Genomic DNA, 17,557 nt, shown 5'->3' with positions numbered 1-17,557 from the left:
TCTCATAATTTGTTATTATAGGTAAGGTAGTTTTTTAAGAAGTATAAGTAGGTGGTAATCATGGACTTTCAAGTATTATTGTATTATAAATACGTAACAATCGAAGACCCTGAAGCATTTAAAGAAGAACATCTCGCTCGTTGTAAGGAGATCGGATTAAAAGGCAGAATCCTTGTAGCGAATGAAGGGATCAACGGAACCGTGTCAGGAACAGTAGAGCAAACCGAATCCTATATGCAGGTCATGAAAAATGATTCTCGTTTTGCAGATACCGTTTTTAAAATAGAGAGATCAAACGAACATGCCTTCAAAAAGATGAAGGTTCGCGTACGACCAGAGCTTGTTCATTTAAGTTTGGAAGACGATGTGAATCCAAACGAACTTACGGGTAAACATCTTTCCCCAAAAGAATGGCTCGAAGCGATGGAATCAGAAGATGTCGTGATCTTAGATGCCCGTAACACATACGAATACGACCTCGGCCATTTCAAGAATGCGATCAGACCAGACGTAGAAACATTCCGCGAGCTGCCACAATGGGTGAGAGAGAACTTCAGTCAATATAAAGATAAAAAAGTTCTAACATATTGCACAGGTGGTATTCGTTGTGAGAAATTCTCAGGCTTCTTGGTAAAAGAAGGGTTCAAGGACGTTTCTCAGCTAGAAGGCGGAATCATCTCTTACGGCTATGATGAAATCGCCAAAGGTAAGCTATGGGACGGTAAGTGTTATGTGTTCGATGAGCGGATCTCTGTACCTGTTAACAGAACAGGGGAAGAGGTTGTGGTGGGTAAGTGTTATCACTGCGGAAACCCTGAAGAACGTTATGTGAAATGCGGAAATCCAGAATGCAACGCGCATCTGTTGATGTGTGAAGAGTGCGAGCATGAACACAAACGCTCATGCAGCACAGAATGCAGGGAACATCCGTGGAACCGTTATATAAAAGAATGTGAAGCAGAAAGCGAAAGTTCTCCTTTGTAGGGGGGGCTTTTTCTTTTTGAAGAGTCAGTTGATAAATATGCGTGTACTCTCCAGGAGGAAAATAGATGATATGTGCGTTTCAGGGAAACAGAGATAAAGAATTACGTAGTAATCTCAATTAATTACGTAGTAATCGGATTTTTTATACGAGGTAATATAATTTAATTACGTAGTAAATTAATTTTTATCCGTAATCCCCCGAATTGTTATTCCTAATATTGGATGACGTGAAGTAATATGAGATGTAGGGGGAATAATAATGAAAATAACTTTGAGTTTATGTATGTTAATCTTTGTCAGTCTTTCATTTTACAGCTCAAGTTTCATAACAACTTTCGATTCGAGTTTGAGAGAGCTTATTTTAAATCTCCGAAGAGATCGGTTAAATGAAATCGTACTAGCCTTCACTCACGTAGGGGATGCCAAAGTGCTCGCTGGACTCTGTTTACTCGGTGCAATTGTTCTTTTCATAATGAGACAATGGAGAAACAGCTTGTTACTGATCGGAAGTATTCTGGTTTCTTATGGTCTGAACTTGCTAGTTAAATCCATGTTTCAAAGAGAACGGCCGCTAGATTTCCGCCTTCTTGAAGAGGACGGGTACAGTTTTCCGAGTGGAAACGCTATGGTAGGGACAACGTTTTACATATTTGCAGCCGTTCTTCTCTATCAACGGTATCAAAAGCGCTGGATCCTAGTGTCAGGTGCGATTCTTCCGTTCCTACTCGGATTGAGTCGTGTTTATGTTGGCGTTCATTATCCATCTGATATTTTGGCAGGCTTTGCAATCGGCATCGTTCTTGCAATTGCTCTTAGCAAACTCACAGACAAACGTGCGAAACAAGTAGAAAGCGTTAACAGAAACAACACAAATACAGCTGTATAACATATCAATTATTGTTCGTATTTGGTATAATAAGACGGAATTGTTTACCGAAAGGGTGCAAAGATATGTTACCAATCGTATTTCCAGAGAACAAACTTGAGTACATACCGGCTTTGATAACGCTTGCCCTCTTTACGATTTTTGCTTGGAGAACGGTAGTCTTTTTTAAGAAACATTCTGCAAAAGAGTTAAAGAGAGCACAATTAATAGAAGAAAATTTGTTAAGCCAAGAGCTGAAAAACAAGGACTTATGACGAGTTCTTGTTTTTTTTTGAAAAAATTTATATTTCTATGAATAGGTTTTCAGAATTAACCCATACTACATTTAACGGAAAACAAATAAGTTTTTCGTACATATTATCCCAAAGGAGGGAAATCGCATGGCACGTAATAACAGCAACCAAATCGTGGTTCCTGGAGCACAAGGAGCTCTTGACGCAATGAAACAAGAGATCGCTGCTGAGTTCGGAGTACATCTTGGACCAGACACAACTTCTCGTGCAAACGGATCTGTAGGTGGCGAAATCACTAAGCGTCTTGTAGCACAAGCGCTAGGCGGACTTCGTTAATCAGTAACCTCCTTGTAAGAAGAAACCCGGAATTCGTTCCGGGTTTTATTTTTTTGTCCGAGAATAATCCGATACTTCGACAATCATGTATAATGAAAGCGGTGACATACCAGTAATTTGTCGGGGGAGTGGATTTCAATGACAGAACAGAAAAAATTGGACAGCAAAGAAACAGAAAAAGGACTTCACACAGACTTTATCAACCAAATGACGTATGGTGAATATCTGAACCTAGATAAGATCTTATCCGGTCAGAAAAGGCTTTCCGGTCATCACGATGAAATGTTGTTTATCATTATCCACCAAGTTTCAGAGCTATGGATGAAACTCATTCTGCACGAAACGCGTTCGGCGATAGCTTCTATTGAAAGCGGGAATCTTCATTCAGCGTTTAAAATGCTCGCACGTGTTTCAAAGATTCAATCTCAGATCATCGAATCATGGGATGTACTCTCAACCTTAACGCCAGCAGAATACATGGAGTTTCGTGACAAGCTAGGACAAGCATCAGGCTTTCAATCGTACCAATACCGCATGATTGAATTTGCTCTCGGCTATAAGACGCCGCACATCCTAGAAATCTATAAAAAAGACGCAGACCTTCACGAACAATTAACGGCTGCTCTTCATACACCAAGTCTGTACGACGTTTCCATTCAGGCACTCGCAAAAGCGGGGCTTTATATCGACGAGGAAGTACTGAACCGTGATGTAACGAAGCGATATGAATATAACGCATCAGTAGAAGCAGCTTGGCTAGAAGTGTACCGAAACGTTGAAAGATATTGGGATTTGTATGAATTAGCAGAAAAACTTGTAGATATTGAAGACTGGTTGCAGCAGTGGCGATTCCGCCATATGAAAACGGTAGAACGCATTATTGGCTTCAAAGTCGGAACAGGCGGATCATCTGGGGTGAACTATCTCAAGAAAGTGTTGGATCAACGCTTCTTCCCTGAGCTTTGGGATCTGCGTACGAGTATATAAAGTAAGGGAGTTTTGGAAGTAGCTACTTTCCCTAAATCAAAACCAAATAAATAACCATTTTTCAGAATCGCAGCGTATTAACGTTGCGATTATTTTTTTGAGTTAGTCCTCATGACAAAAAAATACATAAAAAGACATATAAATGGATTAAACTTACAAACCAGAATGATAAAATGAAGATATAGAAGGACTGTATTCTCTTATTTTCAAACTTCTAAAACGGCTTTTGATAAGGGAGATTGGCTATGAATGATAACACCAAGGTTTTATCTGACGGAAGAAGGTTAGGTTATTCCGTATTTGGAGATCCAGAAGGAATTCCATTATTCTTATTTCACGGAACACCAGGTTCAAGAGTGTGGTTTACAGAAGATGATCCAATCGCAAAAGAATTAGGCATTTATTTGATTGCTACTGATCGTCCTGGCTACGGTTTATCGGATAAGAAACATAAGCTCAAACTACTTGATTATGCTCAAGATATTGAAGAACTTGCAGAACATTTACAGTTAGAAAAGTTTTCCGTGTTAGGTGTATCGGGAGGTGGAGCATTCGCTGCAGCTGTTACGTATGCTCTCCCAAAAATGGTCGACACCTGTATTTTAGTTTGTACGGCTACACCGTTTGTAAATGGTAAACCTCCTAAAACCATGTCAAAAGAGAATTGTTTGGCTTTTTATCTTACAAATCACTTTCCGTGGTTGCTTAAGTTGATAGAGAAGTCCAAGAAAAAATTAATTGATCAGAAACCTGATTTATACATAGAAAATCTAAAAAAAGGTGGTTCTTATCTCTCAGAATGGGACAACAAAATGCTTCAAAATGGAGACGTTCTTGAAAATGGCGTGCTGCATTCTAAAGAAGCATACCGACAAGGAGTAGATGGAGTGATGGAAGAAAGCAAATTATTAACAAAAGATTGGGGGTTCAAAGCAGAGGCGCTAACAACACCTGTAATCGTTTGGCATGGCGAGAAAGATACTTTTTCACCTATCATTGAAGTGAAAAACATGGCTAATAAAATCCCTCATGTACAAACCCACTATCTAGAAGAAGCTGGACATTTCTTAACAGAAAGCGAAGAGGTATGGAAGTCCATATTAGTGAAATTTAAAGAAATACAATCGAATTCGTATTATACATAAAATTTCGAAGGATTAACGAAAGGATAAAAAACAAAATGAAAAGACAGATAGCAGCTCTAGTTTTTGGTGGTTGTATCGGTGCTCTTCTAGGATTTATTGCATATAACAATAACTGGTTAGGTTAACTTATGTAAACAGATTAAATTGGAAAAACCGATATTCTTACACGGCTAAAACTCATCGGAATATACACTTAAAAAGAGCTAGGACCAATAGGGAGATGGTAAGTGTGAATAATCTATTCAATTCATTAGAGATAATCCTTCATGATGATCTCTATAAACGCACTGATAAAAATCAAGTGCAAGATAGTTTAGTAAGGTTAGAATCAAATCCCTCAAATACGTTCAAATGGTTTTATAACAGGTATGAAGGACCTTTTTGGGAAGAGAGTGTAGCCTTTGAACTTCTTGATATAACAGAAATTGAGTCCCACACTCGAAGTGCTCGAGTTGAACACAATTTTACGAAACAATATTTGGTTCTAAGTGAAATGAGTGCAAACGCTGTACTCGTTCTTGACACGTTAACTGATCATGTTTTTACAGTTGATTTTGAGGGTGGGGATGAAAAGCTGTTACGTGGAGAATTAGATCCTACATGGTTAACTTTTTATGAATTCTTAAATGCATACTTTGATATTTAAGTGGATAAACCATTCGAGATCAAAATACTAATGAGGAAGGAATTCTATGAAAGTTAGCTTAATCGCTTTCTATATCATTCTATGTGCAGGTATATTCGGCTGTAGTTTTTTGCTGTTTTCTTTTATGTATGCCCTATTTCTTATGTGTGTATTTATTTTCATGTACTCAGATATCTTTAGTAAGAACAAGTCGAATTTAACTGTATTTTTATTAGCTCTATTCAAATTAAGTATTTTTCTATTAGGAGGATATCTTTACGTAGAAAATGTACCCGTCTCTAATTTAATGGGGTTCGATTTCCGATTTCCTTTGTTAGTGTTCTTTCCAGGTGTATTGTACTTTGTGTTAGGTTTACCATTCTTGTTACTCCGTAGGAAAAAACGAGTGCTCTAATTTATTGTTAAAGAAAAGTGACCTTAAACTTAAGGTCATTATGGATCAGCATCTTATTTTGTTGTTTTCATAGTTTTAAAAAATAGGGCAGTTGCTACTACATTTACAATAATGCTTGCTCCTAGTAAACATGCCCATAATAAAAATGGCTCAGAGAGAGTAAAGGTTACCATTAGAAAGGTAAATCCAGCTAATGTACATACAAATCCCGTAGTCATGCTGTTCAGAAAAATCACCTCATTTTTATTTCGCATTACCAAAAATTTACTATTTAATACTACTAAAATTATTAGGAGGTGACTATTATTGTTACTACTGTTGGTATTTTAGGTATGACTCATGATGAAGAATTGCAGAGAAAGTATAACTACCCTTTGTCGCTTGTCAAACAATTGATTACAGAATTTAATCCTGATGTGATCTGTGGAGAAGTTCATCCACTAAGCTGGGAGCTATACTTAAATGAAAGAGATCCTGGTGGAATTTTAGGAGAAACACAAAACGAATATCCTAGATTGATATTTCCTTTGTGTGAAGAGAAGGGAATTGAGTTTGTTCCCGTAAATTGGTTTGAAGAGGATGTCTTTGAAGAAGGTCCTTTTGATAGGTACGATTCCGAAGTTAAGAGAAGATTAGAGAATGAATTACATCGTTGGAATGAAAAACAGCTTTTGTTATGGAATAAAGCGAACATTCCATTTAACTCGTTTGAATACGACGCTGTTACCAAAGAAATGTATGCTTGGTTACATACCATAAATCCTGATGTTCAAAATATTGAATGGAACGCTAGACATTTCATAATGACTGCAAGAGTAAAACAATCGATTAGAAAGCATAAAGGTAAAAGAATTCTTTGTATTCATGGAGCTGATCACAATTATTGGTATTATGAATCTCTCATGAGAGAGAAAGATGTACAGGTGATATATCCTCTAAGGTAAATGGTAAGAAGGGGATATTTCTGTCGGAATATCTTTTGTGAAAAACTTTATAGAAGTGTTTGTGCATTAGACAATCCAACAAAATATAACACTTGAGAAACAGAAGAGAATTATTAGTTAAATGCACATTTATTTAAACAGATGAACAAAATTGGAGCAGAACCTATACAATAAAATAAGCATCAAAGAACACAAGAGAGAGGTGCTATTTGAAGGTTTACTTTTGGTTATTCTTACTGCTCTCCACGTACAACTTTCTTTGGCTCGATATAAAGAGCTTTAAGGACCTCATTAACCCCATAATCACGGTGATAGGCCTCTTGGGAATCTATGGATATGTGTACAAAAAGAACATTTTCCATAAGATCTTTTGGAAGGGATTCTTTGTTTTTGACATTATTTACACAGGTGTAATTGTAATATCAGATTCAAGAAAGAAATTTAAACTTGTTCCATCAGAAGGCGAAATTCTTTTTCCGGTTTTAATGATTTTCATTCTTCTTCTTATTTACTTTAGAACACTCTATAAATATGCTTTTAAATAAAACAACTAAAATATGAAATGTTAGGGTATCGGGGAACCGATACCCTTTCTTCCGGTCATTCTTTCTTCACATTTTGTTTATAAACTCCTTTTTATGTGAGCTTAACGGGTACAATTAGTCGAATCTTCAGTGTATAAAACGCAGTATAAATGAATATTTTTATAGAAGCATTAGCACCCTACTGGAGGTTTTATTATGACATCGAAGAAGCGTAAGAATGGGGGTTCTGGTAAGAGTAAGGTTTTCTCAGATGAATTAACCCAACCATTAAATGGTCTTACCGATAATTATGTTATTAACGGGGGAGGAGCACCCTTTATACAGGAAGGTAAGTTAATTGATCGGCCGATTAAAGCAGAAATAGGAAGTTTGTTTCTAGATATAAACACGAAAACTTTTTATCGGTATACCGGTCTGTTTTGGGAAGCGCTTATCCCTACAAGTCTTTCTAAGCAGATTAAAGAGATTCAGGAATCAAAGTTAGACGAATCAAATGATTTCTGTGCCAATTACTTTCCTATAATAGGTCCAACGGGTCCGACTGGCCCACCAGGACCTTCAGGAGGTCCGACGGGTCCGACTGGTCCAACAGGCCCAACAGGACCGACAGGACCACAAGGAATACAGGGAACACAGGGACCGGTAGGGGCTACAGGTCCAATCGGGCAACAAGGACCAACAGGTTCAATCGGATTAACAGGGCCAACAGGTCCTCAAGGTGCTATTGGTCCACAAGGATTACAAGGCCCTACCGGTGACCTTGGTCCAACTGGAGATCTTGGTCCAACAGGTCCTCAAGGTTTTCAAGGTCCGACTGGAGACCTCGGCCCTACCGGAGACCCAGGTCCTACCGGTCCACAAGGATTACAAGGCCCAACCGGAGACCTGGGTCCAACTGGACATGTTGGACCCACTGGCCCTCTTGGTCCAACGGGGCCTTTAGGTGCACAGGGTCCAACCGGCCAACAAGGACCTCAAGGAGATCAGGGGCTTATTGGTCCTCAAGGACAACAAGGTCCAATTGGAGCGCAAGGTATAGCAGGTCCAACAGGTCCAACCGGTGAATCAGGACCGCAAGGAGCGACGGGACCCCAGGGAGCAACAGGTGCTCTCGGTCCAACGGGAGCCACGGGTGCACCTGGAATTGGAATAACCGGCCCAACAGGTCCTGCAGGAACCGATGGCACACAAGGAGGTACGGGTGAAACCGGACCGACTGGTCCAACGGGACCAGCAGGAGGTCCAACAGGTCCAACGGGTCCAACAGGTCCGTCGGGAGGTCCACCTGGCCCAACGGGAGAAATTGGTCCGACCGGTCCAACCGGTCCAACAGGTGAAGGTGTAACAGGGCCAACTGGTCCACAAGGAATAGCTGGTATTCAAGGAGCGACCGGCCCACAAGGAGCAACTGGTGCACAAGGTCCAACAGGCGCTGAAGGTCCACAGGGTGCAACGGGTGCACTTGGTCCCCAAGGAGCGACTGGAGTTACCGGCCCAACAGGCGTGATAGGACCGACCGGTTTAACCGGTCCAACGGGTGATATAGGTCCAACAGGTCCGATTGGTCAGCAGGGTCCGACCGGTCCTCAAGGACCAACCGGTCCCCAAGGAGCGCTAGGTCCAACGGGAGACCGAGGTCCAACCGGAGATCTGGGACCAACCGGTCCCCAAGGAGCCCAAGGTCCAACTGGAGACCTGGGACCAACCGGAGATCTGGGACCAACCGGCCCCCAAGGAGCTCAAGGTCCAACAGGGGACCGAGGTCCAACGGGGGATTTGGGTCCAACAGGTCCAACCGGTCCGACGGGTCCCCAAGGAGCTCAAGGCCCAATCGGTCAACAAGGTGCGACGGGTCCTACAGGAACTCAAGGTTCAACAGGTCCAACGGGACCTACTGGTGCACTTGGGGCTACCGGTCCAACAGGACCTACAGGAGCGACTGGTGCCACAGGGCCAGCGGCGACTGGTTCAACCAAACCCATCACGTTCACGGGAGCTAATAATGGATTTCAGCGTCTAGCGGGTTCTCCGGGAGCCTTGTCACAAGCAATTCCGTATGTCACAGGAGGATCAGGCTCTGTTGTAAGTTTTTCAGCTGCACTTAACTCGAATAATATACCTGTTGGAACATACATCTATGAAATCTGTTTTGATGTCATAAATAACGCGGTTGTTCCTGCTGCGGGAAATATAATTTCAAGGATCACTTTGAATATAACTGCAGTGACTTCAGGAACACTTATCTTCTCAATACGTCCAACAGATGTAGGGGCACAACCTATTTTTGTTTCGAATGGAAGTCCTTACGTAGTGGGTCCTGGTTCAGTTAGCTGGACGACTATCATAGCGGGGAATGTTGTGTCGAGAACAGATGCTATCTCTTTATACGCAAACCCTATAGCCGCAAATAGCGCTGCTTACACAGTATTCTTAAACACTGGAATTTAGGAGGATTGTTATGTGTAGCATCAGTCTTTGTATGATTGTAAAAAACGAAGAAAGCACACTTGGAAAATGCTTAGAATCAATCTCTTCAGTGGTAGATGAGATCATCATCGTAGATACGGGCTCAACAGATCATACGAAGAAGATTGCGAGATCTTTTACTTCTCTTGTTTATGATTTCCACTGGATCTATGATTTTTCAGCAGCTCGTAATTTCGCTTTCGCTCAAGCGACAAAGGACTACATCCTTTGGTTTGATGCGGATGATCTTCTGTTAAAAGAAGATCAAGCAAAACTAGTAAGTTTAAAGAAAGAGTTAGTAGATTCGATCGATTCTGTAACGATGTTATATAACTACGCGTTTGATGAATTTGGAAACGTGACAACGAGTCTTAGACGAAATCGGCTCGTCAAACGAAGTAAAAATTTTCAATGGGTCGGTCCCGTTCATGAATATTTGAATGTGAGTGGTAACATCAAGCATTCAGATATTGTGGTCACACATACGAGAACACATGGCCACTCTGGACGTAATCTAGCTATCTTTGAGAATAGAGTTACACGAGGAGAGACTTTCTCTCCTCGTGATTTATACTACTATGGAAACGAATTGATGGACAATCAACAGTACGAGAAAGCTTCAATCATCTATGAAAAATTTATAAAAGAAAAAAACGGATGGAGTGAAGATATTATCTCGGCTTGTTACCGCTTGAGCGGAATTTATATGATGACGGACAAGTTTGATGATGCATTTCGAGTGGCCATGAAATCATTCGATTATGATCCACCAAGAGCGGAGTTGTGCTGTCGCCTCGGTTCATTATTTTTAAAACAGCAAAAATATGACCAAGCCCGATTTTGGTTTAAGCAAGCGATTGAACTAAAAAAGCCTGAAGACCATTTGGGTTTTATACAAGAAGCCTACTGGTCATGGTTTCCTCACCTGCAACTATGTATTTGTTACTATCATCTTGGAGAGTTTGAGAAGTCTTATGAACATAACGAACAAGCACGTAAACATCGTCCTAGTGATGAACATGTCCTTCACAATAAAAAATTGCTCGAAGAGAAGCACAAGATTGAGGTGAAGATATGAGAATCGTGCATGTTGCGCCTGACTTTTATCCTGTACCGCCGCTAAACTATGGAGGAATCGAACGGATGATTCATGCCCTTGTCGAAGAAAGTGTAAGACAAGGCCATGACGTTTATTTGTATGCAAGAGAAGGTAGCCAGACAAGTGCTCAGTTAATTCCCTATCATCATGAAGCGGGAAGACCTGAACATATTGCGGTTTATGTAAAGGAAACTTTGCCTGACGAAGTGGATGTCATTCATGATCACACACACCTTTCAGTGATCGGGAGGTTGAAACTGTCAGTACCAACTGTCTGCACCATCCATGATAGCTTGAACAATGAAATTGAACATCCTATATATCTCAGTAAACGAGCGCTTGAACATGTGGGAAAAGGCTATGGGTATTTTGTTTATAACGGAATTGATTTAAATGAGTATCCTTTTCAGCCGATAAAGGAAGACTATTTACTTTTTCTAGGCGTTATAAGTGCTCATAAAGGTATTCATCATGCTCTAGACATAGCTGAGCGTACAAAAAGGCGTATGAAGATAGCAGGACCTGTATTCAATTCCGAATATTTTCAAACAGAGATCGAACCTCGAATTAAGAAACTAAGCAATGTGGAATATGTAGGAGAAGTTGGGGGAGAGTATCGTCTTAAACTATTAAAAGAAGCAGCTTGTCTTGTCTTTCCTACGTCATGGGAAGAACCGTTTGGACTTGTGATGGTAGAAGCGATGGCATGTGGTACTCCTGTTGTGGCTCTTGATAACGGTGCTGTTTCTGAAGTGTTAAAATCTTTTCCTTCTCAGGTTTGTCAGACTACCGATGAAATGATTAAGAGTTTAGAAGCGTTACAATCTGAGCCAAATCGATTGAGAGACTATGTTTCGGATCATTTTACAGTTGAACATATGACAGAGGGATATCTAGCTGTCTATCAAAAAGTCATTCATAAATCTCAAGAACGAAATAGAGAAAAGGATATAGTTGAACACCTCCTTCCAGCTGCAAACTATTTCAAAAAGACGAAAGAATTTGAGCAAGCTATAGATCTCTATGAAAAACTACTGAACTCAGTTGAAGTGGAGGACGACATAAAGATTTTCATCTGTAATGAAGTGGCAGATATCTATCACCAACTCTCAAATGATGAGAAAGAAAGAGAATATTGTTACCGATCATTTCAATATGACAAGCCTCGAGCTGAGATCTGTTGTCGACTTGGTTATCGGTTCTTACAACAGAACCAGTTAGAACAAGCGGTCTTTTGGTATACAAAAGCAACCGAACTTGATAAGCCACTAGAGGTAGGAATGCTTTATTACGATTCTTGTTGGACATGGCTGCCACACATTCAACTTTGTGTTTGTTATTATCAATTAAAAAACTATGAAAAGTCTTATGATCATAATGAAGAAGCAAGGAAGCTCCACCCAAGCTACGAACATCTAGATAATAATAAGAAAATGCTGGAAGACAAGATGCACAATCAGACTACGAGTGCATCCCAAATCGTTACACTGTTAAACGGGGAAGGTCATCCGTTTAGGATGGACCTAAAGATTCCCGGATTTATTGAAGAGACAATTATAAAACAAGGAAACTGGGAGCCGTATCTTGTAAAGAAGCTCGGGACATTCTTAAGAGAGGGTGGGGTCTTTTTAGATATAGGGGCGAATATTGGGTACCATGCATTACACGCTGCAAGTCTTTACTCGAACGTAGAATGTATATGTTTTGAACCTCATCAGAAAATATACAAACAACTGGTCAGAAACAATGAGTTGAACAGATTCCAAAATCTAAAGGCACACTCACTCGCTGTTGGAGATGTTGATGGTAGGATCAATTTCTATATGCAAAACGATTCGAATTACAATCGTGGAATGTCGGCTGTTGAATATTATGATGGGATTGGTTCTGATTTTACTGAGGTGGAAGTGGATACAATAACACTTGATACATTTTTATCACGTGATATAAAAGAAGAAGTCCGTTTGATAAAGATTGATACACAAGGTTACGAACTTCAGGTCATCCAAGGAGCACTTCATCTGATCGAACACGCTAAACCTGTAATCACAATAGAACATCACAATAATGCAAAGAACAGCATAATAAACATTAAGGAACTTCTTCCAAACTATAAAATATATAGAATCAATTTTTGGACGGGAAAAGTTGGACCGCTAGAAGTGGATGACTCTGAAGGTTTTATGGATGATTACGTCTTTGTTCCTAAACAACTCGTAGATGTATTTGAAAAGAATTAATGATTATGAATGCTTGAAGTATCTCTTGTCCTTCCACAGACAAATGAGGAAATCACAACGAATCCGGTTGTGATTCTTTTTTTTTGATTTGATTGTTTTTTGTTTCTGCATGAATCAGAACAAGACAAGACAGAATTACATGATCCAACCGTTAAGAACCATCCCTATGTTTATGACAAAATGAAACACGATAGCAGGGTATATACTATTCGTCTTTAACACCACAAAAGCATAAAATAGTCCTCCAAACGAAAACAGAATACTCATGATGAGAGGAATTCCGATGGATAGATGTAACAGACCGAACCCAACGCTAGTAATGAGAAAAGCATAAAAGGTAGAGGTGTACTCTCTTAGAAAAGATAACAATATCCCTCTCCAAAGTAACTCCTCCAGAACAGCATTGAACAGTGAAAAGATCAATGCAAATACCAGTAATGATCTTGTAAAGCTTGTATTCTCTATGAATAGGAGTGGCAAAAGGATTGTCGTCGATCCGAGCAAACCAAACATCAAAAAGGTTAGTGTTTTTATCGTATGATGAGGAAATACGATCTCACCGTTCCAGTCTGGCATCTTAGTAAAGAAATTCACTCTTTGTTTAAAAAGTTTTACAGAGATAACAGCTCCTAGGATGATAAATAAAAGTAAAATTCTGTTTAAGATAATCTTTGTTTCTATGGAAAGTCCCCACTCGGCAATTAAGTCCATTCCTAAAATATACAAAATCAACCCTAACAAAAAGAAGATGAACAGGGATAGGGTCGATCGATATTTTAAGTTTGTTCTATAAAGCAGGAACAACGATAACACCGAAAATGCTCCCCAGCTGTACCATCTGTATGAGAAAAAGATGATACTAAGAAAAAACAAACTTGCGTAAACGAATAACAGGCCATAATTTCTAACGAATTGTATAACGAATCTCTCCTTTATAAACGAGCTTCATACTTTTGAAAAAGTAGGGCAGTGTTGTGTCCACCAAAGCCTAGTGCGTTACTAAGTGCTGCTTTTATAGTGGTTTTCCGGGCTTCGTTTGGTACATAATCCAAATCGCATACTTCATCTCTCGTATGTAAGTTTACAGTAGGAGGAATGATTCCCGTCTTAATAGCAAGAAGAGTAAAAATGGCTTCAACTGCACCCGCAGCACCCATCATGTGACCGGTCATAGATTTAGTGGAACTGATCGGAACGTCGTAAGCTCTTTTCTTTAAGAAGCTTTTGATGGCTTCTGTTTCGAATCTATCATTATAGGTGGTGCTCGTTCCGTGTGCGTTAATATAATCAATGTCTTCAAGCGCTAAGCGAGATTCTGATAATGCGCCTGTCATCGCTCGAACCGCTCCTTCACCGCCTGGAGCGGGGCTCGTAATATGATAAGCGTCTGAAACAGTTGAATAACCTACGATCTCGCCATAAATCTTTGCTTTTCGACTCAATGCAGTATCAAGGGATTCTAGCACGATTGCACCTGCACCTTCTCCCATGACTAAGCCGTCTCTATTCTTATCAAAAGGTCTACAAGCACTTTTAGGATCAGGATTAGTGGATATGGCTCCCATGGCACAGAAAGCCCCGATTCCAAGAGGAGTCAGTGAAGCTTCAGAACCTCCAGCCACTATCACTTCTGCATCACCTCGCTGAATGGCTCGATAGGCATCTCCTATTGCATTTGAACCGGAAGCACAGGATAATACGACACACGTATTTACGCCTTTAGCTCCAATGGCAATCGCGACTTGGCTCGCTGCCATATTTGAAATAACCGTTGTTGTAGAAAAGGGATAGAGATTTTGATACCCACCGTTCTGCAGGTCTTTATATGTATTTTCAAAACTTTCAATACCCCCAATTGCTGTTCCGAATGATACGCCGACGCGTTCTTCATGGACGGTTTTACCGGGGATCACGTTTGCATCCTGAATGGCCATTATAGAAGAAGCGACGGCGTATTCAGTGAACCGATCCATACGATGTCTCTCGTTTACCTGAATATAGTTAGAAAGACAAAAATCTTTAACTTCAGCAGCCGTTTTTGCAGAAAAATGAGTTGAGTCAAAACGAGTAAGTAAACCAATCCCAGACTCACCATGAATTAATTTCGTCCAACTTTCTTCAACCGAATTACCAAGGGGTGTAATAGCGCCCATACCTGTCACTACAACTCTTCGCATCCTATCACCAACTTAATATTCTATATATCTGTATATTTCTACATTTTTTTACAAAACACCTTCCTATAATTAACAAAAATGGTTTTCCTTCGTGAAAGGTAAGGTGAATTAAAAATGTATATTTTGTTATAGAAATTCAGTTTCTAGGAGAAATAAAAGATACAGTTCATTTACTTACAGCGCTTTTTCGATAGCTAATTTATTGTGTTTGGTTAAACTTTTTGTACTCCAAAGCATTCCAGAGACAGTCATCACTTGTAAAGAGATAGTACCGATTCACCGATCCTCTTGACTGAATCAATCAATGAGGAGGGAGAAATAATTTTCATCTGATCACCAAACCCGATGATATAAGACGCAGCTTCTTGCTTTGTATCAAAAGTAAGTTTTACGGGAAACCATCCGTTTTCATTTGGTGAACCCTTACTCACAACTTGTGCAAAGCGTCCGCTAAAGGATAACCGTTGAATAATAGCTGGAGATGCTTCAACATCTACTTCGAATACAGGTAAACTTTGAACAAAATTTTGTTTCGATTCTGTCCAATAATCCGCTAGTTGAAAATTAGTTGGCCGGGCAAATAAGTCATTCGTTAATTCTACATACTTTATTCGAGATACCCTGAAATTTTTTATATCTTTATTAGCTACCGCAATCAGGTACCATGTACGACCTTTTGCCACGAGTCCTAATGGTTCTACTATTCTCTCAGATGTTTCCTTGTTTGCTTTTTCGTATGTAATACGTATTTTTCGTTCTTCCCATAGAGCTTGTTGTAGCAAGCTCAATGCGGTAATTTCTTGACTGGATTGCTTCCATGGATCGGTATCAATATGAATGCGATTCCAAAGGTGATCAGCTTGTGATTGAAGTGTGTTTGGGAGAGCAGCTAACAGCTTTTGTCGGGCTTCTTTCCAATCTTTTGTAATCCCTAGATCACTTAAAAGCTGAAAAGAAGGGGAAAGAAACAAAGTTTTTAGCTCGCTGTCTTTTAATCCAGTCAATCGTGTTCTGTACTGATCAACGAGCCGCCATCCGCCGTGTTTGCCACGCTCGGCTAGCACTGGAATTCCTGCGACACTTAAAGCTTCCATGTCACGATGGATGGTTCGCTCTGTGACTTCTAATTCTTGAGCTAACGCTTTTGTTGTCATCTTTCCATGATTCTGAAGCAGCAATAAGATGCTGATTAAACGGTCTGCTCTCATATGTTTACTCCTAACTTTTAATATGACATTGGATGTCAACTTTAAAGGCTAAAATAAAGATAAATCAAAAAAGGAGTGAATGCAAATGAAACCTTTACAAGGAAAGATCGCACTTGTAGCTGGAGGAACACGAGGTGCTGGACGCGGGATTGCAATGGAGTTGGGAGCAGCAGGAGCAACCGTATATATTACTGGTAGAACAACACGTAAGGAAGTATCAGAATACAACCGACCAGAAACCATTGAGGAAACGGCAGAATTAGTAAACGAACTTGGTGGCATTGGAATCCCAGTTAAAGTCGATCATCTTATTGCAGAACAAGTACAAGCCTTAGTAGAGCGAATTGAAAACGAACAAGGTAGATTAGACATTCTAGTAAACGATATTTGGGGAGGAGAGAATCTCATTGAATGGAGTACACCAGTGTGGAAACATTCACTTGAAAAAGGGCTAAGAATGCTCCGTCTCGCTGTAGATACCCATCTTATAACAAGCCACTACGCGCTACCATTGTTGATTAAAAACGAAGGTGGACTCGTGATTGAAATGACAGATGGAACAAAAGAATACAATGATAACAATTATAGAGTGTCCATGTTTTACGATTTAGCCAAAACGTCTGTTATTCGGATGGCCAAAGCTTTGTCACACGAACTATCACCGTATCAATGTTCAGCGGTTTCACTATCACCAGGCTGGATGCGTTCAGAGATCATGCTTGAAGTCTTTGGTGTAACAGAAGAAAATTGGCGGGATGGCATTGAGAAAGATCCACATTTTGCAATATCCGAAACACCGCGTTTTGTTGGAAGAGCGGTGGCAGCATTAGCGATGGATGATAACCGACATGAACTAAAAGGACAATCTTTTTCTAGCGGAGAACTTGCTAAAAAGTATGACTTTGTGGATTTAGATGGTTCACAGCCTGATTGTTTCCGGTACTTAGTCGAAGTCGTCGAGGCAGGGAAACCAGCTAATGTAGAAGGATATAAATAAGAAAATGAGCTATTCTTCGAGAAGGAGAATAGCTCTACATAGAGTATAGATTCACCCTAATAAATCACTATTAATCCACTGATAATCTCATATATTTACCAGGTTCCTTATTATGCTAAAATTAAAATAGTTTTGAATGAGGGGAGGGATTAAGAAATTGCGGGTATTTTCTTTGTTGGTTTTACTATGTCTGTGTTTAAAAGTGTCTTTCGTTCCGAATTACTTTCATACTGAAAGCTCAACTTCTGGGCAAGAGTATGAATGGACTGT

The 17,557-nt window shown here is 40.0% G+C and carries 15 protein-coding genes; 12 read left to right on the top strand and 3 right to left on the bottom strand.

The genetic code is table 11. The features are described from left to right. Window positions 1-60 precede the first annotated feature (60 nt). The 11 genes from trhO to I5J82_RS08570 all read left to right on the top strand — a co-directional run bounded on the left by trhO (window position 61) and on the right by I5J82_RS08570 (window position 12,905). Window positions 61-984: an oxygen-dependent tRNA uridine(34) hydroxylase TrhO gene (gene trhO, locus I5J82_RS08620; RefSeq protein ID WP_198767522.1), complete on the top strand. Its 924-nt coding sequence runs from the start codon at window positions 61-63 to the stop codon at window positions 982-984. 259 nt (window positions 985-1,243) lie between these two features. Then, the gene (locus tag I5J82_RS08615; RefSeq protein WP_198767521.1) at window positions 1,244-1,870 is read left to right on the top strand and encodes a phosphatase PAP2 family protein; all 627 of its coding nucleotides are present in this window, start codon (window positions 1,244-1,246) and stop codon (window positions 1,868-1,870) included. 65 nt (window positions 1,871-1,935) lie between these two features. Then, on the top strand, window positions 1,936-2,124 hold the full coding sequence (locus I5J82_RS08610) for a hypothetical protein (protein WP_198767520.1): 189 nt from the start codon (window positions 1,936-1,938) through the stop codon (window positions 2,122-2,124). A 126-nt stretch (window positions 2,125-2,250) separates the two neighbouring features. Then, on the top strand, window positions 2,251-2,439 hold the full coding sequence (locus tag I5J82_RS08605; protein WP_066395381.1) for an alpha/beta-type small acid-soluble spore protein: 189 nt from the start codon (window positions 2,251-2,253) through the stop codon (window positions 2,437-2,439). 138 nt (window positions 2,440-2,577) lie between these two features. Beyond that, complete coding sequence (kynA, locus tag I5J82_RS08600) at window positions 2,578-3,426, top strand: tryptophan 2,3-dioxygenase (RefSeq protein ID WP_198767519.1); 849 nt, start codon at window positions 2,578-2,580, stop codon at window positions 3,424-3,426. Window positions 3,427-3,671: 245 nt separating this feature from the next. After that, window positions 3,672-4,571 carry an alpha/beta fold hydrolase gene (locus tag I5J82_RS08595; protein WP_198767518.1) on the top strand — a complete coding sequence of 300 codons (900 nt, stop codon included), beginning with the start codon at window positions 3,672-3,674 and terminating at the stop codon, window positions 4,569-4,571. Window positions 4,572-4,800: 229 nt separating this feature from the next. Further along, entirely contained in the window at window positions 4,801-5,217 is a 417-nt protein-coding gene (locus tag I5J82_RS08590) for an SMI1/KNR4 family protein (RefSeq protein ID WP_198767517.1), read from the top strand. Window positions 5,218-5,943: 726 nt separating this feature from the next. Next, window positions 5,944-6,555, top strand: a complete 612-nt coding sequence (locus I5J82_RS08585) for a hypothetical protein (RefSeq protein WP_198767516.1) — start codon at window positions 5,944-5,946, stop codon at window positions 6,553-6,555. Between the two features lie 740 nt (window positions 6,556-7,295). Next, complete coding sequence (locus tag I5J82_RS20530; protein WP_198767515.1) at window positions 7,296-9,548, top strand: collagen-like domain-containing protein; 2,253 nt, start codon at window positions 7,296-7,298, stop codon at window positions 9,546-9,548. Between the two features lie 10 nt (window positions 9,549-9,558). Then, window positions 9,559-10,644, top strand: coding sequence for a tetratricopeptide repeat-containing glycosyltransferase family 2 protein (locus I5J82_RS08575; protein WP_198767514.1), 1,086 nt, complete (start codon window positions 9,559-9,561; stop codon window positions 10,642-10,644). Next, window positions 10,641-12,905 (top strand): FkbM family methyltransferase, encoded by a 2,265-nt coding sequence (locus I5J82_RS08570; RefSeq protein WP_198767513.1) that lies wholly within the window; start codon window positions 10,641-10,643, stop codon window positions 12,903-12,905. Before I5J82_RS08575 ends, I5J82_RS08570 begins: the two co-directional genes overlap by 4 nt. Window positions 12,906-13,040: 135 nt before the next feature. Here I5J82_RS08570 and I5J82_RS08565 read toward each other — a convergent pair whose 3' ends face one another. The 3 genes from I5J82_RS08565 to I5J82_RS08555 all read right to left on the bottom strand — a co-directional run bounded on the left by I5J82_RS08565 (window position 13,041) and on the right by I5J82_RS08555 (window position 16,290). Further along, window positions 13,041-13,718, bottom strand: a complete 678-nt coding sequence (locus tag I5J82_RS08565; protein ID WP_332873644.1) for a CPBP family intramembrane glutamic endopeptidase — start codon at window positions 13,716-13,718, stop codon at window positions 13,041-13,043. Between the two features lie 119 nt (window positions 13,719-13,837). Beyond that, window positions 13,838-15,082 (bottom strand): beta-ketoacyl-ACP synthase II, encoded by a 1,245-nt coding sequence (fabF, locus tag I5J82_RS08560; RefSeq protein ID WP_198767512.1) that lies wholly within the window; start codon window positions 15,080-15,082, stop codon window positions 13,838-13,840. Window positions 15,083-15,333: 251 nt separating this feature from the next. After that, window positions 15,334-16,290 (bottom strand): helix-turn-helix transcriptional regulator, encoded by a 957-nt coding sequence (locus tag I5J82_RS08555; RefSeq protein WP_198767511.1) that lies wholly within the window; start codon window positions 16,288-16,290, stop codon window positions 15,334-15,336. Between the two features lie 85 nt (window positions 16,291-16,375). Between I5J82_RS08555 and I5J82_RS08550 the strand changes: the two genes are divergently transcribed. Beyond that, on the top strand, window positions 16,376-17,287 hold the full coding sequence (locus tag I5J82_RS08550) for an SDR family oxidoreductase (protein WP_198767510.1): 912 nt from the start codon (window positions 16,376-16,378) through the stop codon (window positions 17,285-17,287). Window positions 17,288-17,557: the final 270 nt, after the last annotated feature.

The organism is Fictibacillus halophilus (genome assembly GCF_016401385.1).
Lineage (GTDB): Bacteria > Bacillota > Bacilli > Bacillales > Fictibacillaceae > Fictibacillus > Fictibacillus halophilus.
This window is presented reverse-complemented; position numbering and strand designations above follow the sequence as displayed.